The organism is Massilia sp. Root351 (genome assembly GCF_001425045.1).
GTDB lineage: Bacteria > Pseudomonadota > Gammaproteobacteria > Burkholderiales > Burkholderiaceae_D > Rugamonas.
This window is the reverse complement of record NZ_LMDJ01000031.1, coordinates 468,183-492,854: the sequence shown is the minus strand read 5'-3', so window position 1 is coordinate 492,854 and position 24,672 is coordinate 468,183. Positions and strand designations below refer to the sequence as shown.

Sequence of the window (24,672 nt, the reverse complement as noted above, 5' to 3'; positions counted from 1 at the left end):
GCTGAACGTCAGGCCCGGCTGGCCAGCAGCGCCAGCACCTGCTCCGCCGACGCGGTGACCTTCAGCGAAAGCAGGTCGTCCGCCCGCGTCACGCCGGCATTGATGGCTGCAATCTGCTTTCCGCTTTCGGCGGCCAGCTTGCAGAAGCGGTAGCCGGAAAATACCATCAGCGACGACCCCACCACTAGCAGCGCATCGGCTTCCGCCATCGCTTGCAGCGCAGCCTCGGTGCGCGGCCTGGGGATGGTGTCGCCGAAGAACACCACGTCCGGCTGCAGCACGCCGGCGCAGTGCGCGCAGTGCGGCACGTGGAAATACTCCAGCGCTTCCGGCTCCAGTTGCGCATCGCCGTCCGGCAGCGGCCGGGCGTCGCTGCCGGCCAGTTGCGGGTTGTCGCGCAGGAGTTGCTGCTGGATGTAGGCGCGGGCATATTGGGCGCGGCATTCCAGGCACACCACGCCGTGGATATTCCCGTGCAGCTCAATCAGGCTACGGCTGCCGGCGCGCTGGTGCAGGCCGTCCACGTTCTGCGTGATGACGGTGGCAACCCTGCCGATGTGCTCCAGGGCCGCCAGCGCGCGGTGGCCGTCGTTCGGCGCGGCGCGCGCCAGGGTGGGATAGCCCACCATGCTGCGCGCCCAGTAGCGGCGGCGCACCGCGTCCGAGCGGCGGAACTCCGGCCCCTGCACGGGGGCGCGGCCGCGCCGGACGCCATCCTTGTCGCGATAGTCGGGAATGCCGGATGCGGTACTCAGGCCGGCGCCGGTCAGCACCAGTACTTTGCGGTGGCGGCCCAGGAAGGCGTCCAGTTCATCAGCACCGGCATCGGCCTCGTGTTCGGAGAAGATCTGCATGCCGCCATGCTAACCGAAAGCGCGCTACTTCGCCTGCGGGAAGCTGAAGCCTGCCTGGTACTGGTGGTAGCCGTCGAAGTCTTCCTTGCCCACGGGGACGCCGTGGCTGCGCAGGATGGCGTGCGCGGTCACCAGGTGGAAGAAGAAATTCGGCAGTGCGTAGGAGACCACGTAGTCGCGTCCCGAGAACACCGGCGACACCAGTCCGGCCGTGGTTACCACCTGCATCTTCTCCGCCGCATTGAAGCGGTCCGCAGGCACCTCCTCGAGGAAATCGACCGTGGCAGCGATGCGGGTGCGCAGCTGGTCCCAGTCCTGGTCACCGCCGCCAAGCACCGGCAGGTCGCATGCGAGCAAGGGGCAGCAGGCGCGCACGGCGAAACTGCAGGCGGTGGTCACTTGCTGGGCAAAGGGAAACATGCCCTCCGCCAAGGCCACCCGCACCAGTGGCCGGCCGGTGCGCCGCTCATGGTTCTCCGCCACGCGCAGCGTAGCGTGTAGCTGCTGCAAGTAATGTATAAACACCGGCACGCTGGCCGAATAAAGCGTGGTCCCCACGATAAGCTCTGTTTTATTGACGACAAGCTACACTCTGCCATTGTGCAGAGGCAATAGCAATATCTCCGAGCACAAGCGTCGTTTTACAGTGTTATCAAGGCGTTCATTTCTCCGGATTCATCGATCTCCGCTTCCACAAAACCGAAGCTGGCATAAAGGAAATGAGAATGAAGGGTGGCCTGCGCAGTGAATAAGCATTGTTAGCGAGATAATCTTCCTGGTGATTCAGTAGTTCGACATCGCTAGCCAGATCCCGGTTTTTCTGTAACCGGACGTACGGTTATGTTCATATTGACGCGCTGATGCGCTTTTTCAGTTCGTCCACGGACGCGCGCCATTCGGCATAGTGTTCGCTGTCCTCCCACAGTTCCCGCAATTCCGAGCGATCGGACAGAATATGCTCGATGGCGCGCTGCGATTTTTCGATCAGGTCGGTTCGCCGCTTTGTGGTCTTCTTGCTGACCTCCTCCACCCATGCATCGACGTCCTGCGTATTCTCGCCGTTCTCACCCGGCTTGCCATACAGCCGCGCCAGCACCTCGATGGCGGCCAGCCCTTCTGCGGCGAACGGCGCCTCCAGATAATCTGCGCTATCCGGCGACAGCACGTTGTTCAGCGTGTCCTCGATGAAAAACAAGTCCTTCGATTCCTGCAAATCCTGCGCCCAGTCCAGCGCAAAGTCGTTGCCGAACGCGTCCACCGCCCAAGTACCCATATTATTTTTCCTATCCGTTTCAGCTTGCAATAATCGCCATGTTATAAACAGTTACGCCCGCCGCGTCAATGCTTCACCGTTTCATTTGGTTCCGGATCTCCCACGCGCTTCCACACAAGATGATGAGGCCTATCAGGATCATGACGCAGTCAAGCGCGTCCACTTTCTCGACAACGATAGCCGCGCGCTCCGGCGCTTGCGGGTCGAATCGCGCCCGCAGCAACGTGCCCGGCGCCAGATCCCCCCAGCGCTCGCGCAATCGTTCCTCGCTCCGCTCGCAGCCGGCATTCCCAACGCGCGACGTGCCGATCGCCCGGCTTTCGTACCTCTTCCCTAGGGCCGGATAGCTGTAGTGCAGCATCACGCACTAGTCATTGGATTTTCCGGTGCGGTGATAGGCCTTGCTGGACAGGACTGTGGCCCTCACCAGGGACCACTCTTCCGCCGCTACTTTGGCCCAGATACGCGACGCCCCAAACCAGATGGCGGGCAACGCCATCAGCAGTATCAGCATCCAGCCGAACGTGATCGCCAACCCGGGCGTGGGCCGCATCATGGCTTGCTTGTCTATCATGGCTGGCAGTCCGCTTCATTCTGGAAAACAGCGGTGAGCCACTCGGCGAACACCCGCACCTTGGGGGCTGCCATGCGGCCCTGCGGGTACAGCAGCGAGATCGGCATGGGCGTGGGCGGCCAGGCGGACAGCACTTGCACCAGTTCCCCCGCCTGCAAATGCGGGCGGGCCTGGTAGGCGCCGACCTGGGCCAGGCCCAGGCCCTGCAAGGCGCAGCTCAAATAGGCGTCGGCGTCGTTGACGGAGATGGCGCCCGCCATGTCCACCTTCACCACTTTGCCGTCCACCTGGAAGTCCCAGTCGAAGGCGCGGCCGGTGCGGCCGGAAAAGTGGATCACGCCACGGTGCGCGCGCAGTTCCTCCAGCGTGCGCGGCACGCCGTGGCGCTCCAGATAGGCCGGCGCGGCGCATGTGAGAAAACGCATGCTGCCGATCTGGCGGCCCACCAGCGACGAGTCCTGCAACTGCCCCACCCGCAGCGCGCAGTCTATGCCCTCTTGCACCACGTCGACGATGCGGTCGGTCAGGCTGAGCACCAGCTCCACATCGGGATACGCCGCCGCGAACTCGGCCAGCCGCGGCATCACCAGGCGGCGGCCCAGCGTACCCGGCAGGTCGATGCGCAGCTTGCCCTTTGGCTTGCCCGTACTGGCGCCGCGAAAGCCCGCTTCCGCCGCTTCCACCGCGCCCAGGATCTCCACGCACTGGCGGAAGTAGTCGGCGCCGTCCGGCGTCAAGGACAGGCGGCGCGTGGTGCGCAGCAGGAGCGTGGTGCCAAGGAAGGCCTCCAGGTTCTGCATGGTGGCCGTCAGTGCCGCGCGCGGCAGGTTCAGCGTTTCGGCCGCCTTGGTGAAGCTGTTCGCTTCGACGATGCGGACAAAGGTTTGCATGGCTTTCAGGCGGTCCACTATTCCCTCATTGTTCATCTAATCCGAAAAGCGTATGAGGATTATGCCCTAATTATCTTCCGATGGCTTCTCCCTAGAATGGCCTCATCGCATAGCTAATCCGAGAGGCAAATATGAACAAGGACATTTCAAAGGGCATGGTCTGGCTGCTGGCCATCGCCTGCGGGCTGATCGTCGCCAATCTGTACTACGCGCAGACGCTGGTCGGCCCGATCAGCGCCGCCACCGGGCTGTCGCCGCAGGCGGCAGGCCTGATCGTGACGCTGACGCAGGCGGGCTACGCAGTGGGCCTGCTGTTCGTCGTGCCGCTGGGCGACCTGCTCGAGAACCGCAAGCTGGTGGTGGCAGCGCTGCTGTTCACGGCCTTGGCGCTGGCCTCCGCCGCCGCCAGCACCAGCGCCTGGACCTTCCTTGCCGCCGCGCTGGCCATCGGCCTGGGTTCCGTCGCGGCGCAAGTGCTGGTGCCTTACGCGGCGCACCTGTCGCTTGAAGCCACGCGCGGCCAGACCGTGGGCAAGGTGGTCAGCGGCCTGCTGATGGGCATCATGCTGGCGCGTCCCGTGGCCAGCCTGGTGGCCGATGCCAGCAGCTGGCACGTGGTCTTCGGCGGCGCCGCCGTTGCCACCGTGATGCTGGCAGCCGTGCTGCGCCGCAAGCTGCCGGCGCGCGTGCCGTCCGCGCCGGTGCCATACCGTAAATTGATGGCCTCGCTATGGCTGCTACTGCTGAGCCAGCCCGTGCTGCGCCGCCGCGCCGCCTATCACGCGGGCCTGTTCGGCGCCTTCAGCCTGTTCTGGACCGTAACGCCGATGATGCTGTCCACGCCTGCCTTTCACCTATCGCAAACCGGCGTTGCCGTGTTCGCGCTGGTGGGCATGGCCGGCGCCATCGCCTCGCCTGTCGCCGGCAAGCTGGCTGACTCGGGGCATACGCTGATGGCCACCGCCGCCGCGCTGGCGCTGGGCGTGGTGAGCTTCCTGCTGCCGCTGTTCGCGCCGGACTCGCCTCCCATGCGCAACGTGGCGCTGGCCGTGCTGACGGTAGCCTCCATCGTGCTGGACATGGGTGTGGCGGCCAACCTGGTGCTGGGCCAGCGCGCTATCTTCAGCCTGGGAGCGGAGCTGCGCAGCCGCTTGAACGGGTTGTACTTCGCCCTGTTCTTCGCCGGCGGCGCGCTGGGGTCGGCGGCAGGCGGCTGGGTCTACGCCAGTTACGGCTGGCACGCCGCCCTGCTGGCCGGCGCGGCCTTCCCCGGCCTGGCACTGCTGTACTGGATGACCGAATACCTGGCCAGCCGCGGCATCGCCCAGGCGATTGATTACACGATGTAATAACAGTAGCGCCTGGCGCGGCCTTTATCGGCAAGGTTGTTGGAAGTAAAGTCCATTCCACCAACAAGCCCTTCACCCCATCAGGAGCTAGCATGACTCAACAGCAAAAAACCATCATCGTCACCGGCGCGTCGCAAGGCATCGGCGCAGGCATCGTCGAAGCCTTCCTGGCGCGCGGCTACAACGTGGTGGCCACCTCGCGCACTATCAGCCAGTCCGAGGCGTTCCAGCCTTCCGCCAACCTGGCGCTGGTGGATGGCGACATCGGCGAGCTGGCCACCGCAATCAAGGTAGTGGCGGCGGCGGTGGAGCGCTTCGGCGGCATCGACGGCCTGGTGAACAATGCCGGCATCTTCATCGCCAAGCCTTTCCTCGACTACACCCCGGCCGACTTCGCTGCGCTGTCGCGCACCAATCTGGAAGGCTACCTGTACATCAGCCAGCTGGTCATCAGGCAGATGCTGAAGCAGGAGCGCGGCGGCAGCATCGTGGGCATCTCCAGCACATTGGTAGGCAGCCCGAACCGCGCCCTCACCGCCGCCGTGCCGATGATTACCAAGGGCGGCATTGAAGCCGTGAGCCGCAGCCTGGCGTCCGAATTCGCTTCGCAAGGCATCCGCGTCAACGTGGTGGCGCCCGGTATTGTCGACACCCCGCTGACCGACGGCATCCCGTCCGACTTCCTCAAGTCGCTGGCGCCGAACAATTCCACCGCCAGCGTTGAGGACATTGCCCATGCCGTGGTATATCTGACGGAAGCCAGGCAAGTCAGCGGCGAAGTACTGCGCGTCGACGGCGGCGCCCACAACGGTAAATGGTAATCAAGGAGACAGCATGAAAAAGGGATATTGGATAGTCGCCTACCGGTCGATCTCGGACCAGGCGAAAGTGAAGGCCTACGCCGAGTTGGCCCGGCCACCGATTGAAGCGGCCGGAGGACGCGCGCTGGTGTTTAACACGCGGCCGGAGGTGCAGGAGAACGGTGTACAGCAACTGACGGTGGTGATCGAGTTCCCCTCCATCGAGGCGGCACGGGAAGCGTACGCCAGTCCGGCTTACGCGGCATCGGTCGAAGCGCTGGGCGACGGCGCCGAACGCGACTTCCGCATCGTCGAAGGCTTATAGCCGAAGCAGAGCCAGGCTCAAAGCAAGCAAGCTGCTGACGCCCGACGCAGGTCAATGACTGGCTAGTTCAAGGCCTGGCGGCGCTGTTCGGCCATCAATGCGCGCTCGCAGCGCTGCTGCAAATCCGGCGCAGGGCCGGGAGCGCCCGGGTATATGTAGGAGATCACGAATTTTCCGATTTGCCTGTCGATAAAGAAGTGGCGCTGGTAGACCCGCGTAATGCTGCCCTGATCCGAAGTGACGAAACCGTATTCGCGCAACTCGCAATGTCGACCGTTGCCTATGTGGGCCGTACGCGGCGAGCCACCTCCAAACAACCCGTCCAGTATCAACATGCCGACGACCAGCAACCATCCGAGCGCGGACAGCACGCCAACCGGAACGCCCAGCCAGCGCGGGTACCACTTGAACGCGCGATAAACCAGTACCGCACCGCAGCAGATTGCCAAGCCAACCGCAAGCAGATTGAGTGCGTGCAGCGCCAGCGACAGGTTCAGCCAAACGCATGCCGGCACAGCAATCACGATGGCACTGCATGCGGCGGGCCTCCCCTTCTTGCCAGTAGCTGCTTCCGCAACGGTAGCGGAGCCGCTGGCCACGTCCCCGTTGCGGAGCCAAGTGTGGGCTGCCGCATAAACCGGCGCCAGCACCGCCCACAAGGCGCTCACGCCGATGAGGGCGAGCGCCGCCTGGTAATGGAAGGGTATGTTCAAGTTCAGGGTTTCTGCGTCTTCACCACCTGCATCGCGGTGGCGATCAGGCCGCTCATGTCGCCCAGGTTGGCGGGAACGATGAGGGAGTTGTTGGTCCTGGCCAGCTCGGCAAACGCTTCCACGTATTTCTCGGCCACTTTCAGGTTCACCGCGTCCGCGCCGCCTTGCGACTGGATCGCGGCGCCCACTTCGCGCAGCGCGCCGGCCGTGGCGTCGGCGATCGCCGTGATGGCAGCTGCCTCGCCCTGGGCGCGGTTGATGGCGGCCTGCTTTTCGCCTTCGGAACGGGCAATCGACGCTTCCCGTTCGCCGGTGGCGATGTTGATCTGTTCCTGCTTGCGGCCTTCGGAAGCGGCAATCAGCGCGCGCTTGCCGCGCTCGGCGGTGATCTGGGCCTGCATGGCGTGCAGGATCTCGCTCGGCGGCGTCAGGTCCTTGATCTCGTAACGCAGCACTTTCACGCCCCAGTTGGCGGCCGACTCGTCGATGGCGTTGACGATGGCGGTGTTGATGTGTTCGCGCTCTTCAAAGGTCTTGTCCAGTTCCATGCGGCCGATCACGGAACGCAAGGTGGTCTGCGCCAGCTGGGTAATCGCGGCGATATAGTTGGACGAGCCGTAGGAGGCGCGCATGGCGTCGGTGATCTGGAAGTAGAGAATGCCGTCCACCTGCAGCTGCGTGTTGTCCTTGGTGATGCAGACCTGCGGCGGCACGTCGAGCGGGATTTCCTTGAGCACGTGCTTGTAGGCGATGCGGTCCACGAAGGGCACCACGATGTTCAGGCCGGGGCCCAGCGTGGCGTGGTATTTGCCGAGGCGCTCGACCACCCAGGCGTGCTGCTGCGGCACCACATTGATGGTCTTGAACACGAATACCAGCGCCAGGATGAAGATGACGAAGCTGACGTTGCCGATGCCGATTTCCATAAAGTTCTCCACGTTTTGTCTACTCTTTCAAGGGTCAGGCGCCGACGATCAGCCGGCTGCCGCGTACTTCGCGGATGGTGTACAGCCCCGGCGCCGGCGATGAACCCGGCGCCAGTTCCACATCCCACAGCGCGCCGCGGTACATCACGCGCGCCATGCCGTCCTGCCAGGCCGGCACGCTGACGGTCTGGCCGATATCCATGTTCACGTTCGGGTCCACCGCCGCGTCCACGCTGCCGGACTTGCCGTATTTGCTGCGGTAAAGCAGCCCGGTTGCCAGCACGCCGACCACGGCAGCCGTCACCGTCTGCACCGGCCCGGACGCGCCGGCGAATGCCACCGCCGCCCCGGCCGCCAGTCCGACCGCGATCATCAGCAGGTAGAAGGTGCCGGTCAGCAGCTCCAACACCACCAGCACGCCTGCGGCCAACAGCCACATGCTCCAGTCAGACATGATGCCTCCTCGTTGTGAAAAATAAAAAACCCCCGCTGCCTGCGAAGGCGACGAGGGTTCTTGCTGCAATGTGTGAGGTTTTGATGGTTTTTTGCTAAACGTTCCAATAACTCCAGTCTAACTCAAAACACCTCAACGTCAACTTGTTTTATTGCAATGCTGCCAGTTTCTGCCAGGTATCAATTACCGAGTCCGGGTTCAGCGACATCGATTCAATGCCCTGCTCCATCAGCCATACCGCCAGTTCCGGGTGGTCCGAAGGGCCCTGGCCGCAGATGCCGATGTACTTGCCCTGCTTCAGGCAGGCCTGGATGGCCATCTGCAACAGCGCCTGCACCGCAGGATCGCGCTCGTCGAAGTCGGCGGCCAGCAGTTCCATGCCGGAGTCGCGGTCCAGGCCCAGGGTCAGCTGGGTCAGGTCGTTGGAACCGATCGAGAAGCCGTCGAAGAACTCCAGGAAGCGGTCGGCCAGCACCGCATTCGAAGGCACTTCGCACATCATGATCAGGCGCAGGCCGTTTTCGCCGCGCTTCAGGCCGTTCTTGGCCAGCAGGTTGACCACTTTCTCAGCCTGGCCCAGGGTGCGCACGAACGGCACCATGATCTCGACGTTGGTCAGGCCCATGTCGTTGCGCACGCGCTTCATGGCCAGGCATTCCATTTCGAACGCACCGGCGAAGTCGGCCGACAGGTAGCGTGCCGCGCCGCGGAAGCCCAGCATCGGGTTTTCCTCGTCCGGCTCGTAGCGCGAGCCGCCGATCAGCTTCTTGTACTCGTTCGACTTGAAGTCGGACATGCGCACGATTACCTTTTTCGGCCAGAACGCGGCGGCAATGGTGGCGATCCCTTCGGCCAGCTTGTCCACGTAGAACGCCTTCGGCGAAGCATGGCCGCGCGCCACCGACTCCACGGCCTTCTTCAGGTCGGCGTCGATGTTCGGGTATTCCAGGATGGCTTTCGGGTGCACGCCGATGTTGTTGTTGATGATGAACTCCAGGCGGGCCAGGCCCACACCGGCGTTCGGCACCGACTGGAAGTCGAAGGCCAGCTGCGGGTTGCCCACGTTCAGCATGATCTTGGTTTTCAGCGGCGGCAGTTCGCCGCGCGCCACTTCCGACACTTCGGTTTCCAGCAGGCCGTCGTAGATCTTGCCCTCGTCGCCTTCGGCGCAGGATACGGTGACGAAGGTGCCGTCTTTCAGGATCTCGGTTGCGTCGCCGCAACCCACTACCGCAGGCACGCCCAGTTCACGCGCAATAATCGCCGCGTGGCAAGTACGGCCGCCACGGTTGGTGACGATGGCGGAAGCGCGCTTCATGACCGGTTCCCAGTTCGGGTCGGTCATGTCGGCCACCAGCACGTCGCCCGGCTGTACGCGTTCCATCTCGGACGGGTCGGAGATCACGCGCACAGGGCCGGCGCCGATCTTCTGGCCGATGGCGCGGCCGGAGGTCAGCACGGTGCCGGTCGACTTCAGCTTGAAGCGCTGCTGCGCGTCGGTCGATTTCTGCTGCGACTTCACGGTTTCCGGACGCGCTTGCAGGATGTACAGCTTGCCGTCGCGGCCATCCTTGCCCCACTCGATGTCCATCGGACGCTGGTAGTGGTTCTCGATGATGACGGCGTACTTCGCCAGTTCAACGATTTCTTCGTCGTTCAGCGAGTAGCGGTTGCGCATTTCGATCGGCACGTCCACGGTCTTGACGGAACGGCCGGCTTTCGCTTCGGCGGTGAATTCCATCTTGATCAGCTTGGAACCGATGTTGCGGCGGATGACAGGCGACTTGCCCTGTTCCAGCATCGGCTTGTGCACGTAGAACTCGTCCGGGTTGACCGCGCCCTGCACCACCGTCTCGCCCAAGCCGTAGCTGGAGGTGATGAAGACCACGTCCTTGAAGCCGGATTCGGTGTCGATGGTAAACATCACGCCTGCGGCGCCCACGTCCGAACGCACCATGCGCTGCACGCCGGCCGACAGCGCCACTTCGGCATGCGTGAAGCCTTTGTGCACGCGGTAGGAAATCGCGCGGTCGTTGTACAGGGACGCGAACACGTGCTTCATGGCGTCCAGCACGTTTTCGATGCCGACCACGTTCAGGAAGGATTCCTGCTGGCCCGCGAAGGACGCGTCCGGCAAGTCTTCGGCGGTGGCCGAGGAGCGCACGGCGAAGGACATTTCGGTTTCGGAGTCGGCCACCAGGCGCGCGTAGAACTCCTCGATTTCAGCCTGCAGGCGAGGCTGGAACGGGGTTTCCACGATCCATTGGCGGATTTCGGCGCCGGCTTGCGCCAGCGAGCGCACGTCGTCGATGTTCAAGCCTTCCAGGCGGTCGGCGATGCGCTGGGCCAGCGGCTTGCCGCCGCCAACGCTGTGCGACAGGAAGTCGCGGAAAGCCTGGGCCGTGGTGGCGAAGCCCCCCGGCACCCGGACCCCGGCGCCAGCGAGCTGGCTGATCATCTCGCCCAGGGAGGCGTTCTTACCGCCGACGGACTCCACATCCGTCATGCGCAAGTTCTCAAACGAAGCGACATAGACGGCATCGCCGTTCTGCTGCTCCTTCAGTGCTGCGTTAGTCATAGTGACACCTTTACTGATGATAGAAATCTTTACGCAGGCTGGCCGATATTGATTCTTGTTATTCTTAGCATCGTGCAGCACAATCTTACCGTTGCTGTGCATTCTACAGCCTGCGGCGCAAATTGACGATTCACAACATAGCTCTAAGCACTCCCTCATGACACAAGAACAACGCCCGCCCCTCCCCGCCGCCGCGCGCACCGTGTTTTTCGTCTCCGACGGCACTGGTATCACTGCGGAAACGTTCGGCCATTCCGTGCTGACGCAGTTCGAATTGCGCTTCCGCCAGATCCGATTGCCGTTTATCGACACGCTGGACAAGGCTTACGACGCGGCCCGCAAGATTAATGAAGCGGCCGCCACAGACGGCCAGCGGCCGATTATCTTTTCCACCCTGGTAAAGACGGAATTGTCGGAAGTGATCCGCAAATGCAATGGCATGCATATGGATCTGATCCAGACCTTCGTGGCGCCGCTGGAGCAGGAATTGGGCGTGATGTCGACGCACACCATCGGCCGTTCGCACAATATCGTGGACAGCGAGGAATACAAGAACCGCATCGAGGCGATTAACTTCTCATTGGCCCATGATGACGGACAGTCGCATAAGAACCTGTCGTCGGCGGATGTGATCCTGGTCGGCGTGTCGCGCTCGGGCAAGACCCCGACCAGCCTGTACCTGGCGATGCAGTACGGCATCAAGGCGGCCAACTATCCGCTGATCCCGGACGATTTCGAGCGCGGCAAGCTGCCGTCCTCGCTGTACCAGTTCAAATCGAAGATTTTCGGGCTGACCATCACCCCGGAGCGGCTGGCCGAGATCCGCAACGAGCGCCGCGCCGGCAGCAAGTACGCGTCCATCGAGAACTGCCGCTACGAGGTGAACGAGGCGGAGATGATGATGAAGCGGGAAGGCATCCGCTGGCTGTCCTCGACCACCAAGTCGATCGAGGAGATTTCGACCACGATCTTGCAGGAAATTAAGCCGAACCGGCGCGAGTACTGACCTCCACCCGCGCCGCCTGCCGGCGGCGCGTCAGCAAATACACCAGCGGGGCGAACGAGCCCAGCGTCAGGGTGGCCGCAATCCAGGGCCACGGGTTGCGCCCCGCCGCCTTGGCGTCCTTCCATATCCACGCCAGCACCAGCACCAGCGCAATGGCCAGGTCGGCCAGCACCTGCATGCCGGCCCAGGTGCGGAACTGCACCTCCCAGATGCCGACATAGCCATGCTGCAGCATGGCCGGCAGACTCAGGGCGCCAAACAAAACCAGGACGACGGCGATCAAGGTGCGCTGCATGATTATTCCTTTCAAAGGTTGGATGCCCGATTATCGGCATTACAGTGTCGGCGTGCCATTACCTGCAAGGTAATGCTCCCGCCCCCAACGCCGGTTAGAATAGCCTGCATGAATAATTCGACTTTCGGCGAGCATTTGCGCGTATGGCGCAAACTGCGGCATCTCAGCCAGCAAGGTCTGGCGGAAAGTGCGGACCTGTCGGCCCGCCATTTAAGCTTTCTGGAAACCGGCCGCTCCAGCCCCAGCCGCGAAATGGTGCTGCGCCTTTCCGACCGGCTGAATATTCCGCCGAGGGAGCGCAATAACATTCTGGAAGCGGCCGGCTTTGCACCGATGTATAAAACCAGCGCGCTGGACGCGCCGGAAATGCGGGCAGCAAGACATTCGCTCAATATTGTTTTAAAAAGCCATATGCCGAATCCTTGCCTGGTGATGAATGGCCGCTACGAAATCGTCGCGATGAACCAGGCCGTGGGCGTGCTGCTGAGCGGCGCCCATCCGGCACTGCTGGCGGAGCCGGTCAACGTGGTGAAATTCAGCCTGCATCCGGATGGACTAGGTTCCAGCATCATCAATTACCCGCAATGGCGCACACACATACTGGAGCGTTTGGCACGGCAGCTGGAATCAGGCGGCGATTCCCACCTGCGATCCCTGATTGCCGAAGTAAGGGACTATCCGTTTCCTGCCTTGCGGGACAATAGGTCCGGGAAGGAATACGATGCGCCCGGCGTATTACTGCCGCTGCGCCTGAGAAGCGCTTCCGGAATATTGAGCTTTATCAGCACCGTTACCATATTCGGCACGCCGCACGATATCACGCTGCAGGAGCTGGCCATCGAGACATTCTTCCCCGCAGACGATTTCACAGCCGCCGTACTCGCGCGCCGGTCCGCCGACGCGTCCACCTCGTGCCCGATACCAGCTTGATTGCGCCAATAACTGGCATGGGCTGCCTATGAAACAACAGCGGCCGCATCTCTGCGGCCGCTGTAGAAAGTTGATGGCGATTAGAAAAACTGGCGCCAGTCGTTCAGCCAATCGGGGAATTCTTCGACCGGCATGGGTTTGGCAATGTAATAGCCCTGCGCGTAGGTGCAACCCAGGCCTTGCAGGAAATCCCAATCCTGCTTGGTTTCCACACCGACCGCCACCGAACGGCGATCCAGGCTGCGCGCCAGGCCGAGGCAGGATTTTAATACCGTACTGATGGCGCGCCGGCGCGATGCGCCATCGACGAAACTGCGGTCTATTTTTAATTCCGTGAATGGCACGGCGGCCAATAATTGCAGATTCGACCGGCCGGTACCGTAATCGTCAATTGCCAATCCGAATCCCTGCATGCGCAAACGCAGCAGGCGTTCCAGGAAATGCGGTTCGGCCGACAGCACAGCCGATTCTGTCATTTCAAAAGTAATGTAGTCTGCCAATATGCGATGGCGTTCCAGGCATGCGCCGATTTGCGCCATGAATTGCGGATGAGCCAAGGTCGCCTGGTCCACATTAATCGACACCGAAATCGGAATGCCTTTATCGTGCAGCGTACGGCAGGCGGCTACCGATTTCTCTATCATGCTCCAGTCGAGAAAATCGATGCGCTTATTTTCCTCCAGCGCGCGCATGAATGCGGCCGGCCCCAGTACGCCGTGTTCCGGATGCCGCCAGCGGGCGAACATTTCCAGCCCTTTTACCAGGCCGGATTCCAATTCGATTTTAGGCTGGAAGAACGGATCGAATTCGCGTGCCTGCAAACCGCGCCCCACTTCGGCAAAACTGAATACAGGACCGGCTTTGGCACTGGAATCGGCGCGCGCGCCCTGGTAATTACTGATCAATGTCTGAAGGCGCTGTTCACCTACCGGCTTGGCAATGGCGCCGAGTAAATCCACGCCATAGGCCTGGGCCATGGTTTCAATCGAAAACAGCACGTCGGATTTCTGGGCGCCGGCAACGATAATCCCGGCGCGGCTGCCGGACTCGGCCAGGCGGCGTATCAGTTCCAGCGCGTCGATACCGGGCAGCGCCAGGTCGAGGATGGCGATATTCACGGCCGGCACGAAGTCAGCGCTGAGGTGGCGCAGCACACCGTGGCCGTCCGGCGCGTCGGCAACCTGGGCGGCGCCCAGGCGGCGCAACATGTCCACCAGCGCCTGGCGCTGGCCAGGATCCCCCTCCGCTACCAGAAACTGCAACTGCGCGATGTCCATGCCTGCTCCAGAGAAACTTATTTACTGCTGATTCTGCCTGACTTGCTCGAAAAAGCATACAGCCGCACACGCGGCGACGTTCAGGGATTCCACCTGGCCGAGATGGGGGATGACCACGGTCTGCGTTGCCAGGGACAGCAGGTCGTCCGCCACGCCCTGCCCTTCGTGGCCGAATACCCAGGCTACCGGCCTGGCCAGGTCCGCATCGTACAGGCGGGTGGTGGCATAGCCGCTGGTGGCCAGCGTGGGAATACTGGAGGCAGCCATCAGCGGCGCCAGATCGACATTTTCAAAGATGTCGAGCACGAAATGGGCGCCCATGGCGGCCCGCAGCACTTTCGGCGACCAGCAGAAAGCGCTGCCGCCACTGCAATAAACCTGTTTGATGCCGGCGGCAGCGGCGCTGCGCAAAATGGAGCCGACGTTGCCGGGATCCTGCACATTGTCCAGCAGGACTGCGGACATTGTCATGGCCGCCGGCACGGCGCGCTCGGGGGTATCGATCTGGAACATGACGCCCACGCCGTGCTCAACCTGGCTGACGGCGTTGTACAGCGCGTCCGGCAAGGCGATGGTATGGCCACGCTGATGCTCGATTTTGCCGACGATATCGGCCACTTCCTGGTTGTTCAGCGCCGTTTCACTGACGATGCACTGCACCGGCAGGCCGCGCAGTTGCAGGTAAGCCTGGCACAGGTGCACCCCGTCCAGCAGCGTCTGGCCGGCTTTCTTGCGGGCCTGGGAGCTGGTGGCCAGGTGCTTCAGGTCTTTGTATTGCGCGTTGTCGCGCGAGGTGATGGTTTTCATAACAAATTATTCATGAACAGCAGTTCCCGTACGGGTGCGAACGAGCGGCGGTGCACCGGCGACGGGCCGTGTTCGCGCAGGCGCTCCAGGTGCAGCGCGGTGCCATAGCCCTTGTGCTGGTCGAAGGCATACTGCGGATAGGCGGCGTGCAGCTGCACCAGCGCGGCGTCGCGCGCGGTCTTGGCGAGGATGGAGGCGGCCGAGATGGCGTCTTCCTTGTCGTCGCCGCCGATGATGGCGATGGTCTGTATCATCATGCGCGGGCAGTGGTTGCCGTCGATCAACGCCAGGGTCGGCCTGGTGCTGAGCGCTTCCACGGCGCGCTTCATGGCCAGCATGCTGGCCTGCAGGATGTTGAGCTTGTCGATCTCCGCCTCCGAGGCCTCGGCGATGGCCCAGGCCAGCGCATGGCTCTTGATCAGCGGCGCCAGCATGTCGCGCTTGGCTTCGGTCAGCTTTTTCGAGTCGCGCAGGCCGTCGATGGGACGCTCGGGATGCAGGATCACGGCCGCCGCGAACACCGGGCCGGCCAGCGGGCCGCGCCCGGCCTCGTCCACGCCGCAGATGATCTCGTCGAGCGAGCGCGGCAAGTCGTCGAACAGGCCGGGTTGTGGGGTTTTCATTTCTTCAGTACTTTCATCACTGCCGCCGCGCTTTCCTGCGCACTATTGCGCAGCAGGCTGTGGTGCATTTCAGTAAACCGTTCCGCCAGGTTCAGGCGGTGCGGCGCGTCGCTCAGCTGGCGCCACATGGCTTCGGCCAGGTTCTCCGGGCTGGCCGCGTCCTGCAGCAGCTCCGGCACCAGGAAGTCGCGCGCCAGGATGTTCGGCAGGCCGATCCACGGCTGGTAGCCAAAATGCCGCAAAATCTGCCATTCCAGCGCCATCATCTTGTAAGCGATCACCATTGGCTTCTTGAACAGTGCCACTTCCAGCGACGCCGTGCCGGAAGCGACCAGCACCGCGTCCGCCGCCGCGATGGCGGTGTGCGACTGGCCGTCCAGCAGCTTGATCTCCACATCCTGCAGGCCGGCTTCCGCCACCAGCTGGAGGAAGTACTGGCGTTGCTTCTCGCCTGCCATCGGCGCCACGAAATGCAGCGAACGGTCGCGCTTCTTCAGCAAACGTGCCGCCTTCATGAAGGCTACCGTGTTGTACTTGATCTCCGACATGCGGCTGCCCGGCATGATGGTGACTACGTTGGCCACCTCTGGCAGGCTCAGCAGGCGGCGCGCAGCGGCCTCGTCCGGCGCCAACGGCACCAGTTCGGCCAGCGGATGGCCGACGTAGCTGCATGGCACACCTGCCTTGCGGTAAATTTCTTCCTCGAAGGGGAACACCACCAGCATGTGCGACACGGCGCGGATGATCTTCTTGATGCGGCCGCCGCGCCAGGCCCAGATCTGCGGCCCGATGTAGTGCACGGTGGGAATGCCGGCCGCCTTCAGCTGTTCTTCCAGTCCCAGGTTGAAGCCCGGGTAGTCGGCGCCGATGAACACGTCAGGCCGTTCGGCCAGCAACTGGTCGCGCAGCGTGTTCTGGATGCCCTTGATTTCGCGGTAGCGGGGAATCACGGCCAGCAAGCCGCGCACGGTCAGCTTGTCCATCGGCCATTGCGATTCGAAGCCGTGCTCCATCATCGCCGGACCGCCGATGCCGTGAAAGCGCGCTTCCGGCAACTGCGGCCGCAGGCCCGACAGCAGGCGCGCGGCCAGCACGTCGCCGGACGGCTCGCCGGCGACTACCGCGACGGCAATGTCAGCGGACGATGCCACGATTCGCCGTATCGAGGAATTCGCGCATGGCGCGCGCGTGCACGGCCACGTCCTCGGCCAGGGCGTTCTCCTGTTCGAGCATGGCCGCCTTGGCCTCCTCCAGCGTGAGGCCGGAGCGATACAGCGTTTTGTAGGCAGCGCGGATGGCGTTGATCTGCTCGCGCGTGAAGCCGCGGCGTTTCAGGCCTTCGATGTTGACGCCGTGCGCCGCCGCCGGGTTGCCGTTCAACAGCACGAACGGCGGCACATCCTGCGTCAGGCTGGTGCTCATGCCGACGAAGGCGTGCGCGCCGATCTTGCAGAACTGGTGCACATTGGCAAAGCCGCTCATGATGACCCAGTCGCCGATCTCGACGTGGCCCGCGATCTGGGCGTTGTTCGAGAAAATCGTGTTGTTGCCGACGATGCAGTCGTGCGCCAGGTGGACGTAGGCCGAGATCCAGTTGTCGTTGCCGAGCCTGGTCACGCCCTTGTCCTGCACGGTGCCGGTGTTGAAGGTGCAGAATTCGCGGATGGTGTTGCGGTCGCCGATTTCCAGGCGGGTCGGCTCGCCGGACCATTTCTTGTCCTGCGGCGCGGCGCCGATGGACGAGAACTGGAACAGCACGTTGTCGCGGCCGATGGTGGTGTGGCCTTCGATCACCACGTGCGGGCCGACCTTGGTGCCGGCCGCGATGCGCACATTCGGGCCGATCACCGAGTACGGGCCGACCGTCACGCTGCTGTCGAGCTGCGCTTTCGGGTCAACGATGGCGGTGGAATGGATATGACTCATTACTGCCCCGCTGGCTGGCTCGCGTCGGCGGTGCTGCGGATGGTGCACATCAGTTCCGCTTCCACGGCGGTCTGGCCGTCGACGGTGCCGACTGCCTTGTACTTCCAGATGCCGCGCGCCACACGCAGAATTTCCACGTCCATCTTCAGCTGGTCGCCGGGGCCCACGGGGCGCTTGAAGCGCGCGCCGTCGATGCCGACGAAGTAGACCACCGAATTCTCGTCCGGCTTGATGCCCATGGATTTGAACGACAGCAGCGCTGCGGTTTGCGCCATCGCCTCGATCATCAGCACGCCCGGCATGACCGGCTTGTGCGGGAAGTGGCCGTTGAAGAATTCTTCGTTGACGGTGACGTTCTTAATGGCGGTGATGGATTTGTTCTCTTCGTAGTTCAGAACGCGGTCGACCAGCAGCAGCGGATAGCGATGCGGCAGGTAGGCCTTGATCTCGCAAATATCCATGGTCTTCGGGGCGGTGCTCAATTCGGTAGTGGTCATGATTAGTCTTTGACGTCAGCGTCTTTAGTTTTAATGTTTTTTTCCAGCGCGCGGATTTTATCGCGCATCCCCGGCAAATTGCGAACAATGGCGGCCGATTTTTCCCAATCGGCGTTTTTTGCCAACGGATAGAAGCCGGTGTACTGGCCCGGCTCCAGTATCGAACGCGATACCATGCTGCCCGACGAGACGTGTACGCCGTCCACGATTTTCAGGTGGCCCAGCACCATGGCGGCGCCGCCGAAGGTGCAGTACTTGCCGATGACGGCGCTGCCGGCCACGCCGACGCAGCCGGCCATCGCCGTGTGCGCGCCGATCACGCAGTTGTGGCCGATCTGGATCTGGTTGTCCAGCTTCACGCCGTCTTCTATGATGGTATCGGCCAGCGCGCCGCGGTCCACCGTGGTGTTGGCGCCGATATCGACGTCGTCGCCGATCACCACGCGGCCGGTCTGCGGAATCTTGATGTAGACACCGCCCTCGTTGGCAAAGCCGAAACCGTCGGTGCCGATCACGGCGCCCGAATGGACGATGCCGCGCTTGCCGATGATGCAGCGCGCCTGCAAGGTCACGTTGGCGAAGAAGTGCGTGCCCTCGCCCACCTGCGCGTCGCGGCCGACGAAGCAGCCGTGCTCGATCACCGCGCCGGCGCCGATCACCGCGCCCGCCTCGATGCTGACGAAGGGGCCGATATGGGCGCTGGGGTCCACCGTGGCCGTGGCGTGCACCGCCGCCGAAGCATGGATGCCTGGCTCGGGCACGATGGCCGTCAGCGATTCAAAGTATTGCGCCGCGCGGGCAAAGTACACATAGGGATTTTTGACGATGATGCGCGCGCCCTGGTAGGTCGCGGCCACGGTCTCGTCGTCCTGTGCGGAGACGATCAGCGCGGCGGCCTTGCTCTGGCCGGCCTGCGCGCGGAATTTGCTATTGCTGAGAAAGCTGATGTGCGAAACGCCGGCGTCCGCCAGTGGCGCGATGCCGGACACTTCCAGTGCCGCATCGCCTACCAGCTGCCCGCCCAAGCGTTCGACCAATTCTCCTAGTCGAGTGCCCATCGGGGTGTTCCAATCTATATCTGTGTGACTATTTGTTTTTGTCGAGCGCCGCCAGCACCTTGTCGGTGATGTCGATGCGCGGGCTGGCCCACACCGCATCCTGCAGCACGATATCGAAGCCTTCGGTCTGCGCCAGCTGCTTGATGATCAGGGTGGCCTTGTCGGAAATGACGGCGCGCTCTTCATTCGTGCGCTGGTTCAGGTCTTCACGGAACTCGCGCTGGCGGCGCTGGAACTCCTTGTCCAGCTCGAAGTACTCGCGCTGGCGTTTGACGCGGTCGGCCTCGCCCAGCGCCGGCAGTTCCTTTTCCAGCTTTTCGGAGGCGCTTTTCAGGCGCGAAGCCAGGTCCTGCATGGCTTTTTCGCGCGCCTTGAACTCCTCGGCCAGCTTGTCGCCGGCCAGCTTGGCCAGGCGCGATTCGTTATAAATCCGCTCGGTGCTGAGCCACGCAATCTTGGACGACTGCGCTTGCGCCGGCCCCAAAGCGCTCAAGCCCAGTGCAAGCACGGCCAGATACTTGGCGGCCTTAGCCGATGCGGTAGCGGAAGCAGTCTTCAACGTGTTTCTCCGAATCAAAGTTAGTACCCTTAGAATCCATTACCCATCTGGAACTGGAAGCGCTCCAGGCGGTCGCCAGGTTTGGCGTTCAAAGGCTTAGCATAACTCAACTTCAGCGGACCAACCGGGGAAATCCAGTTTACGCCCAGGCCGGTGGAGAAACGCAGCTCCGAGAAGCGCATCTTCTGGCCTTCCTGGTACACCTGGCCGCCGTCAAGGAAGCCGAACCAGCGCAAGCTGCGGTCCTGGCCGGAACCCGGGAACGGCATCTGCAGTTCGGCGTTACCGATCAGGCGCGAGGCGCCGCCCAGCGCGTCGCCGTAGCGGGTGTCGACGATACCGAGCGAGGAGCTCAGGTAGCCGCGCACCGAACCGATGCCGCCGCCGTAGAAGTTCTTGAACACCGGATACGGCTTGTCGCCGATGCCGTGGCCGTAGTCGATCTCGCCCTTCAGGGCCAGCGTGACTTTCGGGTGCAGCGGCTTGAACAGCTGGTGTTCGTATACGGCGCGGAAGTACTTCGACTCGCCCACCACGTCCAGTTCCAGGTTGACGCGCTGGTACTGGCCCACGGTCGGGGTCAGGGCGCTGTCGCGGCTGTCGCGCGCCCAGGCGGCGGTCAGCGGCACGGCAACGGTCTTGGCGGTGCCCACCGGGCTGCCGGTGATGTCGCGCACATAATCCTGGTAGCGCACCGGGCTGGTTTCGTCGGTGGTGATCGACGAGCGTTCCAGGCCCGCGCCGAAGAACACGGTGTCCACTTCCGAGAACGGCACACCCCAGCTGATACGGCCGCCGTGCTGTTTAATGGTGTAGGAACCGATGTTCAGCGCCGGCGGGTTCAGGGTACGGATATACAAGTCGAACGAGCGGCTCACGCCATCATCCGTGTAGTATGGATTGGTGTTCGAGAACTCGATGGTGCGGCTGTACTTGCTGGTGTTCAGGTTGATGCCGACGGTGTTGCCCGAGCCGGCGAAGTTGGCCTGCTGGATCGACGCCGAGAAGGTGAACTTTTCGGCCTGCGAGAACGCGCCGCCGATCTGGAAGTTACCGGTCGGCTTTTCGACCACGGTCAGCTGCACGTCCACCTGGTCCGAGGTGCCCTGCGCTTCCGGCGTGTCGATGGTCACGTCCTTGAAGTAGCCCAGGCGGTCCACGCGGTCGCGGGTCAGCTTGATCTTGTTGGCGTCGTACCAGGACGATTCGAACTGGCGGAACTCGCGGCGGATCACTTCGTCGCGGGTGCTGGTATTGCCGGCGATATTCATGTGGCGCACGTAGGCGCGCTTGCCCGGATCGATCAGGAAGGTGAAGCTCACTTCGCGCTTCTCGCGGTCGATCTGCGGATCGACGTTGACGTTGGCGAAAGCGTAGCCGAAGGTGCCCAGGCGGTCGGTGATCAGCTTGTTGGTGGCGGTCAGGCGCTCGCCCGAATAGACTTCGCCCCTGCGCAGCAGTACCAGCTGGCGCAGTTCTTCCTCGCGGCCGAACATCTCGCCTTCGAACTTGTAGTCGGCGACCTTGTACTTCTCGCCTTCGCTGATGTTGATGGTGATGTAGATGTCCTTCTTGTCCGGGGTGATCGACACCTGGGTCGATTCGACCTGCATCTCGATATAGCCGCGGTTCAGATAGAAGGACTTGAGCGACTCCAGGTCGCCCGTCAGCTTGGTCTTGGAGTACTGGTTGGCCTTGGTGTACCAACTGAACCAGCCGCCGGTGTTCAGCGCCAGGTTCTCGCGCAGTTCCTTGTCGGAGAAAGCCTTGTTGCCCACCAGGTTGATTTGCTTGATCTTGGCGATTTCGCCTTCGTCCACCGCGAACACGATGTTGACGCGGTTACGCTCGATCGGCGTGACCGTGGTGGTGACCTTCACGCCGTACAGGCCGCGCGACAGGTACTGGCGCTTCAACTCCTGCTCGGCGCGGTCCACCGATGCCTTGTCGAAGGTCTTGGTTTCGCCCACGCCGATGTCCTTCAGCGCCTTGACCAGCATGTCTTTCTCGAATTCCTTGGTGCCGGTGAAGTCCACCTTGGCGATCGCCGGGCGTTCTTCCACGATCACCACCAGCACGTCGCCGTCCTGTTCCAGGCGCACGTCCTTGAATATACCCGAACCGTACAGGCCCTTGATGGCGGCCACGCTCTTCTTGTCGTCGAAGGTCTCGCCCACGCGCACCGGCAGGTAGCTGAAGACCGTGCCGGCCTCCGTACGCTGGATGCCTTCGACACGGATGTCCTTGACGACAAAGGGATTGATGGCGAACGCGCTGCCGGAGCAGAGTGCCAGGGCGGCGGCGCCGATCAGGCTGCGGCGAAAAGAAGGCAAGGCGATACGGTCAGAATATAATTTCATTGGTGGTATTCGATGGCTCAAATCAATGGCTCAAATTACAGACTACATAAACTTATTAAAGCAGGCGCGCCACGTCGTTGAATACAGCCAGTGCCATTAATGTCACCAGCAGACCAACGCCGAGGCGCTGCGCTATCTCGCCAAAACGCTCCGGCACTGGACGCCCGGTTAAAACTTCCAGCGAATAATACAGTAAAAGTCCCCCATCAAGAACGGGAATCGGTAGCAAATTCATCACCCCGAGACTGATGCTGATGAAGGCAATGAAGCTCAGATAGCTGGCAACGCCTATCCGTGCGGTCTGCCCGGCGTAGTCGGCTATGGTGATAGGTCCGGTCACATTCTTCCACGAGACCTCGCCGACGATCATTTTCCCTATCATTTTCAGGGTCAGGACGCTGGTATCCCACACCTTGACGGCGCCCTTGCCTACCGCCTCCACCGGCCCGGCGGTCACTTCGATCATATCCGGGCCTTGTCCGGCGTAAGCGCCGATCTTACTGACTGTTACAGATCCTTTACGCTCCACGTCCGGCGTGACGGTCAATTCGAACCGCGAGCCGCCGCGCAGGCCCTGCAGCTGCAGCGCTTTGCCGTTCGAGCCGCGCACCACGGTGAGGAAGGCGATCCAGTCCTCGACCGGCTTGCCGTCGATGGCTTCGATCAGGTCGCCGCTGCGCAGGCCGGCGCGCTCGGCGGCGCTGCCCGGCAGGATTTCGCCCAGCAGCGCGGGCGGCCGCGCCAGGCCGAAGCCCAGCTTGCCGGCCACGTCGGATTCCAGGTCCATGCCGGCCATGGCGCTGGCCGGTATCGACAGCGTCTGCCGTCCACTGCCGGGCCGGTCCACTTCCAGCCGCATGGCCTGCTTGTCGATGGCGGTCTGGATCACGGCCCAGCGCAGGTCGGACCAGACGCGCACGCGCTCGCCGTTCACCGAGGTAACCACGTCGCCCCCCTTCAGGCCGGCAGCAAAGGCGGCCGTGTCGGCGGCGGGCGGCGCCACTTTGGAGGAAGGTTCGGCGATGCCGGCCATGTACAGGCCGGCGAACAGGAAGATGGCCAGCAGGAAGTTGGCCAGCGGGCCGGCGGCCACGATGGCGATGCGCTTCCACACGTTCTGGCGGGTGAATTCGCGCGCCTTGTCGGCATCGGACAGCGGGCCGGTGTCGGGCTCACGGCTGTCCAGCATCTTGACGTAGCCGCCCAGCGGCAAGGCGGACACGGCCCATTCGGTCTGGTCCGGGCCGACGCGGCGCGACCACACCACCTTGCCCATGCCGACCGAGAAGCGCAGCACTTTCACGCCGCACCAGCGCGCCACCCAATAGTGGCCCAGCTCGTGGAAGATGATCAGCGATCCCAGCGCAACCGCGAAAGCCAGCAGGGTCGTGAGGAAGTTCATTGTGGGCGCAAACCGCTAGTGATGTTGCCGATGATACGCTGTGCGGCAGCGCGCGCCAGGCCATCCTGCTCCATCACCGCCGCGATGCTGGCGGCGGCGCCGTGCGGCAGCTCCTGCATCACCTGGGCGATGACGCGGTCGATCTGGCGGAAGCCGATGCGGCTGTCGAGGAAGGCGGCCACCGCCACTTCGTTGGCCGCGTTCAGCAGCGCGGGCGCGGTGCCGCCGGCCTTGAGCGCCTTAAAAGCCAGCGCCAGGCAGGGGAACTGCACGAAGTCGGGACGCTCGAACTGCAGCGTGCCCACTTGCGCCAGGTCCAGCTGCGCCACACCGGATGCGATGCGCTCCGGGTAGGCCAGCGCATGCGCGATCGGGGTGCGCATGTCCGGGTTGCCCAGTTCGGCCAGCACCGAGCCGTCGTTGTAGGAGACCATGGAATGGACCACCGACTGCGGGTGGATCACCACTTCGATCTGCTCGGCGGTGGTGCCGAACAGCCAGTGGGCCTCGATCACTTCCAGGCCCTTGTTCATCATGGTGGCCGAGTCGACCGAGATCTTGCGGCCCATCGACCATTTCGGGTGCTTGCACGCCTCGTCGGGCGTGACCGAGTCCAGCGTGTCGACGGCGCGCTTGAGGAAGGGACCGCCGGAGGCGGTCAGCAGGATCCTGGTGACGCCGGAGGCGCCCGGCACCCGGCTGTAATGCTGCGGCAGGCACTGGAAGATGGCGTTGTGTTCGCTGTCGATGGGCAGCAGCACCGCCCCGCTGTCGTGCACCGCGTCCATGAACAGCTGGCCGGACATGACCAGCGCTTCCTTGTTCGCCAGCAGCACCTTCTTGCCGGCGCGCGCGGCGGCCAGCGTGGGCGCCAGGCCGGCGGCGCCGACGATGGCGGCCATCACAGTGTCGGTTTCAGCGGCGCTGGCAATGGCGCACAGCGCCTGTTCGCCGTATTCGACTTCGGTGCGCAAGCCTTTGGCCCGCAGCAGGGCCTGCAGCTGCGCGGCGGCGGCGGCGGTGCCGACCACGGCGCGCGCCGGCTTGAACTGTTCGCACTGTGCGGCCAATTCGTCGACGCGGCTGTGCGCGCTCAGCGCATAGACCGAATAGCGGTCCGGGTGACGCGCCAGCACGTCCAGCGTAGAGACGCCGATGGAGCCGGTGGCGCCCAATATGGTAATGCGTTGCATGGT

At 63.1% G+C, this 24,672-nt stretch carries 27 protein-coding genes; 5 read left to right on the top strand and 22 right to left on the bottom strand.

What is annotated here, in order from left to right; all coding sequences use genetic code 11:
* Positions 1–8: 8 nt before the first annotated feature.
* From ASD15_RS22310 to ASD15_RS22285, 6 genes are all read right to left on the bottom strand, one after another.
* Positions 9–854, bottom strand: coding sequence for an NAD-dependent protein deacetylase (locus tag ASD15_RS22310; RefSeq protein ID WP_057157188.1), 846 nt, complete (start codon positions 852–854; stop codon positions 9–11).
* Positions 855–878: 24 nt separating this feature from the next.
* Positions 879–1,412 carry a DUF1993 family protein gene (locus tag ASD15_RS22305; protein ID WP_057157187.1) on the bottom strand — a complete coding sequence of 178 codons (534 nt, stop codon included), beginning with the start codon at positions 1,410–1,412 and terminating at the stop codon, positions 879–881.
* A gap of 286 nt (positions 1,413–1,698) precedes the next feature.
* Positions 1,699–2,127 carry a DUF4259 domain-containing protein gene (locus ASD15_RS22300; RefSeq protein ID WP_057157186.1) on the bottom strand — a complete coding sequence of 143 codons (429 nt, stop codon included), beginning with the start codon at positions 2,125–2,127 and terminating at the stop codon, positions 1,699–1,701.
* Between the two features lie 73 nt (positions 2,128–2,200).
* Positions 2,201–2,491 carry a hypothetical protein gene (locus ASD15_RS22295; RefSeq protein ID WP_157201073.1) on the bottom strand — a complete coding sequence of 97 codons (291 nt, stop codon included), beginning with the start codon at positions 2,489–2,491 and terminating at the stop codon, positions 2,201–2,203.
* 3 nt (positions 2,492–2,494) lie between these two features.
* Positions 2,495–2,701 (bottom strand): hypothetical protein, encoded by a 207-nt coding sequence (locus ASD15_RS22290; protein ID WP_057157184.1) that lies wholly within the window; start codon positions 2,699–2,701, stop codon positions 2,495–2,497.
* Positions 2,698–3,609 (bottom strand): LysR family transcriptional regulator, encoded by a 912-nt coding sequence (locus ASD15_RS22285; protein ID WP_057157183.1) that lies wholly within the window; start codon positions 3,607–3,609, stop codon positions 2,698–2,700. Before ASD15_RS22285 ends, ASD15_RS22290 begins: the two co-directional genes overlap by 4 nt.
* A gap of 113 nt (positions 3,610–3,722) precedes the next feature.
* On the opposite strand from ASD15_RS22285, the gene ASD15_RS22280 reads away from it, so the two are divergent.
* The 3 genes from ASD15_RS22280 (at position 3,723) to ASD15_RS22270 (ending at position 6,065) form a co-directional block, all read left to right on the top strand.
* Positions 3,723–4,940 carry an MFS transporter gene (locus ASD15_RS22280; protein WP_057157182.1) on the top strand — a complete coding sequence of 406 codons (1,218 nt, stop codon included), beginning with the start codon at positions 3,723–3,725 and terminating at the stop codon, positions 4,938–4,940.
* Between the two features lie 92 nt (positions 4,941–5,032).
* Positions 5,033–5,761, top strand: a complete 729-nt coding sequence (locus tag ASD15_RS22275; RefSeq protein WP_057157181.1) for an SDR family NAD(P)-dependent oxidoreductase — start codon at positions 5,033–5,035, stop codon at positions 5,759–5,761.
* A gap of 13 nt (positions 5,762–5,774) precedes the next feature.
* Positions 5,775–6,065: a DUF1330 domain-containing protein gene (locus tag ASD15_RS22270; protein ID WP_057157180.1), complete on the top strand. Its 291-nt coding sequence runs from the start codon at positions 5,775–5,777 to the stop codon at positions 6,063–6,065.
* A gap of 62 nt (positions 6,066–6,127) precedes the next feature.
* On the opposite strand, the gene ASD15_RS22265 is transcribed toward ASD15_RS22270, so the two are convergent.
* From ASD15_RS22265 to ppsA, 4 genes are all read right to left on the bottom strand, one after another.
* On the bottom strand, positions 6,128–6,778 hold the full coding sequence (locus tag ASD15_RS22265; protein WP_057157179.1) for a hypothetical protein: 651 nt from the start codon (positions 6,776–6,778) through the stop codon (positions 6,128–6,130).
* A 2-nt stretch (positions 6,779–6,780) separates the two neighbouring features.
* Positions 6,781–7,704, bottom strand: a complete 924-nt coding sequence (locus ASD15_RS22260; RefSeq protein ID WP_057157178.1) for an SPFH domain-containing protein — start codon at positions 7,702–7,704, stop codon at positions 6,781–6,783.
* 34 nt (positions 7,705–7,738) lie between these two features.
* Entirely contained in the window at positions 7,739–8,158 is a 420-nt protein-coding gene (locus tag ASD15_RS22255; protein ID WP_057157177.1) for an NfeD family protein, read from the bottom strand.
* A 148-nt stretch (positions 8,159–8,306) separates the two neighbouring features.
* Positions 8,307–10,736 (bottom strand): phosphoenolpyruvate synthase, encoded by a 2,430-nt coding sequence (gene ppsA / locus ASD15_RS22250; protein WP_057157176.1) that lies wholly within the window; start codon positions 10,734–10,736, stop codon positions 8,307–8,309.
* 157 nt (positions 10,737–10,893) lie between these two features.
* Here ppsA and ASD15_RS22245 point away from each other — a divergent pair, with 157 nt between their 5' ends.
* Positions 10,894–11,742, top strand: coding sequence for a pyruvate, water dikinase regulatory protein (locus ASD15_RS22245; RefSeq protein WP_057157175.1), 849 nt, complete (start codon positions 10,894–10,896; stop codon positions 11,740–11,742).
* Here ASD15_RS22245 and ASD15_RS22240 read toward each other — a convergent pair.
* A complete protein-coding gene (locus ASD15_RS22240; protein ID WP_057157174.1) occupies positions 11,717–12,037 on the bottom strand; it encodes a hypothetical protein in 321 nt (106 codons plus the stop codon). The two genes, ASD15_RS22245 and ASD15_RS22240, sit on opposite strands and share 26 nt — an antisense overlap.
* 108 nt (positions 12,038–12,145) lie before the next feature.
* On the opposite strand from ASD15_RS22240, the gene ASD15_RS22235 reads away from it, so the two are divergent.
* On the top strand, positions 12,146–12,967 hold the full coding sequence (locus ASD15_RS22235) for a helix-turn-helix domain-containing protein (RefSeq protein ID WP_057157173.1): 822 nt from the start codon (positions 12,146–12,148) through the stop codon (positions 12,965–12,967).
* Positions 12,968–13,047: 80 nt separating this feature from the next.
* Here the strand turns inward: ASD15_RS22235 and ASD15_RS22230 are convergent, their stop codons facing one another.
* Genes ASD15_RS22230 through ispC form a run of 11 tightly spaced genes read right to left on the bottom strand, consistent with a single transcriptional unit; the run spans position 13,048 to position 24,669 of the window.
* The gene (locus tag ASD15_RS22230) at positions 13,048–14,244 is read right to left on the bottom strand and encodes an EAL domain-containing protein (RefSeq protein WP_057157172.1); all 1,197 of its coding nucleotides are present in this window, start codon (positions 14,242–14,244) and stop codon (positions 13,048–13,050) included.
* Between the two features lie 21 nt (positions 14,245–14,265).
* Complete coding sequence (locus tag ASD15_RS22225) at positions 14,266–15,051, bottom strand: RNA methyltransferase (RefSeq protein WP_057157171.1); 786 nt, start codon at positions 15,049–15,051, stop codon at positions 14,266–14,268.
* Positions 15,048–15,674, bottom strand: coding sequence for a ribonuclease HII (gene rnhB / locus ASD15_RS22220; protein ID WP_057157170.1), 627 nt, complete (start codon positions 15,672–15,674; stop codon positions 15,048–15,050). The genes ASD15_RS22225 and rnhB overlap by 4 nt, the downstream gene beginning before the upstream one ends.
* Positions 15,671–16,825, bottom strand: coding sequence for a lipid-A-disaccharide synthase (lpxB, locus tag ASD15_RS22215; RefSeq protein ID WP_057157169.1), 1,155 nt, complete (start codon positions 16,823–16,825; stop codon positions 15,671–15,673). Before lpxB ends, rnhB begins: the two co-directional genes overlap by 4 nt.
* The gene (lpxA, locus tag ASD15_RS22210; RefSeq protein WP_057157168.1) at positions 16,809–17,600 is read right to left on the bottom strand and encodes an acyl-ACP--UDP-N-acetylglucosamine O-acyltransferase; all 792 of its coding nucleotides are present in this window, start codon (positions 17,598–17,600) and stop codon (positions 16,809–16,811) included. Before lpxA ends, lpxB begins: the two co-directional genes overlap by 17 nt.
* A complete protein-coding gene (fabZ, locus tag ASD15_RS22205; RefSeq protein WP_057157167.1) occupies positions 17,600–18,097 on the bottom strand; it encodes a 3-hydroxyacyl-ACP dehydratase FabZ in 498 nt (165 codons plus the stop codon). Before fabZ ends, lpxA begins: the two co-directional genes overlap by 1 nt.
* A 2-nt stretch (positions 18,098–18,099) precedes the next feature.
* Positions 18,100–19,155: a UDP-3-O-(3-hydroxymyristoyl)glucosamine N-acyltransferase gene (gene lpxD, locus ASD15_RS22200; RefSeq protein ID WP_057157166.1), complete on the bottom strand. Its 1,056-nt coding sequence runs from the start codon at positions 19,153–19,155 to the stop codon at positions 18,100–18,102.
* Between the two features lie 28 nt (positions 19,156–19,183).
* Positions 19,184–19,714: an OmpH family outer membrane protein gene (locus ASD15_RS22195; protein ID WP_082552045.1), complete on the bottom strand. Its 531-nt coding sequence runs from the start codon at positions 19,712–19,714 to the stop codon at positions 19,184–19,186.
* A 29-nt stretch (positions 19,715–19,743) separates the two neighbouring features.
* Positions 19,744–22,074 (bottom strand): outer membrane protein assembly factor BamA, encoded by a 2,331-nt coding sequence (gene bamA, locus ASD15_RS22190; RefSeq protein WP_057157165.1) that lies wholly within the window; start codon positions 22,072–22,074, stop codon positions 19,744–19,746.
* A 55-nt stretch (positions 22,075–22,129) separates the two neighbouring features.
* On the bottom strand, positions 22,130–23,476 hold the full coding sequence (gene rseP / locus ASD15_RS22185) for an RIP metalloprotease RseP (protein WP_057157164.1): 1,347 nt from the start codon (positions 23,474–23,476) through the stop codon (positions 22,130–22,132).
* Complete coding sequence (ispC, locus tag ASD15_RS22180; RefSeq protein ID WP_057157163.1) at positions 23,473–24,669, bottom strand: 1-deoxy-D-xylulose-5-phosphate reductoisomerase; 1,197 nt, start codon at positions 24,667–24,669, stop codon at positions 23,473–23,475. Before ispC ends, rseP begins: the two co-directional genes overlap by 4 nt.
* Positions 24,670–24,672: the final 3 nt, after the last annotated feature.

Excerpts from the sequence above, each read along its gene's own strand:
- ASD15_RS22230 (WP_057157172.1), bottom strand. The coding sequence starts at position 14,244 with ATGGACATCGCGCAGTTGCAGTTTCTGGTAGCGGAGGGGGATCCTGGC.
- ASD15_RS22310 (WP_057157188.1), bottom strand. The coding sequence starts at position 854 with ATGCAGATCTTCTCCGAACACGAGGCCGATGCCGGTGCTGATGAACTG.
- fabZ (WP_057157167.1), bottom strand. The coding sequence starts at position 18,097 with ATGACCACTACCGAATTGAGCACCGCCCCGAAGACCATGGATATTTGC.
- ASD15_RS22240 (WP_057157174.1), bottom strand. The coding sequence starts at position 12,037 with ATGCAGCGCACCTTGATCGCCGTCGTCCTGGTTTTGTTTGGCGCCCTG.
- ASD15_RS22270 (WP_057157180.1), top strand. The coding sequence starts at position 5,775 with ATGAAAAAGGGATATTGGATAGTCGCCTACCGGTCGATCTCGGACCAG.
- lpxA (WP_057157168.1), bottom strand. The coding sequence starts at position 17,600 with ATGAGTCATATCCATTCCACCGCCATCGTTGACCCGAAAGCGCAGCTC.
- ASD15_RS22275 (WP_057157181.1), top strand. The coding sequence starts at position 5,033 with ATGACTCAACAGCAAAAAACCATCATCGTCACCGGCGCGTCGCAAGGC.
- lpxD (WP_057157166.1), bottom strand. The coding sequence starts at position 19,155 with ATGGGCACTCGACTAGGAGAATTGGTCGAACGCTTGGGCGGGCAGCTG.
- bamA (WP_057157165.1), bottom strand. The coding sequence starts at position 22,074 with ATGAAATTATATTCTGACCGTATCGCCTTGCCTTCTTTTCGCCGCAGC.
- ASD15_RS22225 (WP_057157171.1), bottom strand. The coding sequence starts at position 15,051 with ATGAAAACCATCACCTCGCGCGACAACGCGCAATACAAAGACCTGAAG.
- ASD15_RS22235 (WP_057157173.1), top strand. The coding sequence starts at position 12,146 with ATGAATAATTCGACTTTCGGCGAGCATTTGCGCGTATGGCGCAAACTG.
- ASD15_RS22255 (WP_057157177.1), bottom strand. The coding sequence starts at position 8,158 with ATGTCTGACTGGAGCATGTGGCTGTTGGCCGCAGGCGTGCTGGTGGTG.
- ASD15_RS22300 (WP_057157186.1), bottom strand. The coding sequence starts at position 2,127 with ATGGGTACTTGGGCGGTGGACGCGTTCGGCAACGACTTTGCGCTGGAC.
- ispC (WP_057157163.1), bottom strand. The coding sequence starts at position 24,669 with ATGCAACGCATTACCATATTGGGCGCCACCGGCTCCATCGGCGTCTCT.
- rnhB (WP_057157170.1), bottom strand. The coding sequence starts at position 15,674 with ATGAAAACCCCACAACCCGGCCTGTTCGACGACTTGCCGCGCTCGCTC.
- rseP (WP_057157164.1), bottom strand. The coding sequence starts at position 23,476 with ATGAACTTCCTCACGACCCTGCTGGCTTTCGCGGTTGCGCTGGGATCG.
- ASD15_RS22280 (WP_057157182.1), top strand. The coding sequence starts at position 3,723 with ATGAACAAGGACATTTCAAAGGGCATGGTCTGGCTGCTGGCCATCGCC.
- ASD15_RS22290 (WP_057157184.1), bottom strand. The coding sequence starts at position 2,701 with ATGATAGACAAGCAAGCCATGATGCGGCCCACGCCCGGGTTGGCGATC.
- ppsA (WP_057157176.1), bottom strand. The coding sequence starts at position 10,736 with ATGACTAACGCAGCACTGAAGGAGCAGCAGAACGGCGATGCCGTCTAT.
- ASD15_RS22245 (WP_057157175.1), top strand. The coding sequence starts at position 10,894 with ATGACACAAGAACAACGCCCGCCCCTCCCCGCCGCCGCGCGCACCGTG.
- ASD15_RS22260 (WP_057157178.1), bottom strand. The coding sequence starts at position 7,704 with ATGGAAATCGGCATCGGCAACGTCAGCTTCGTCATCTTCATCCTGGCG.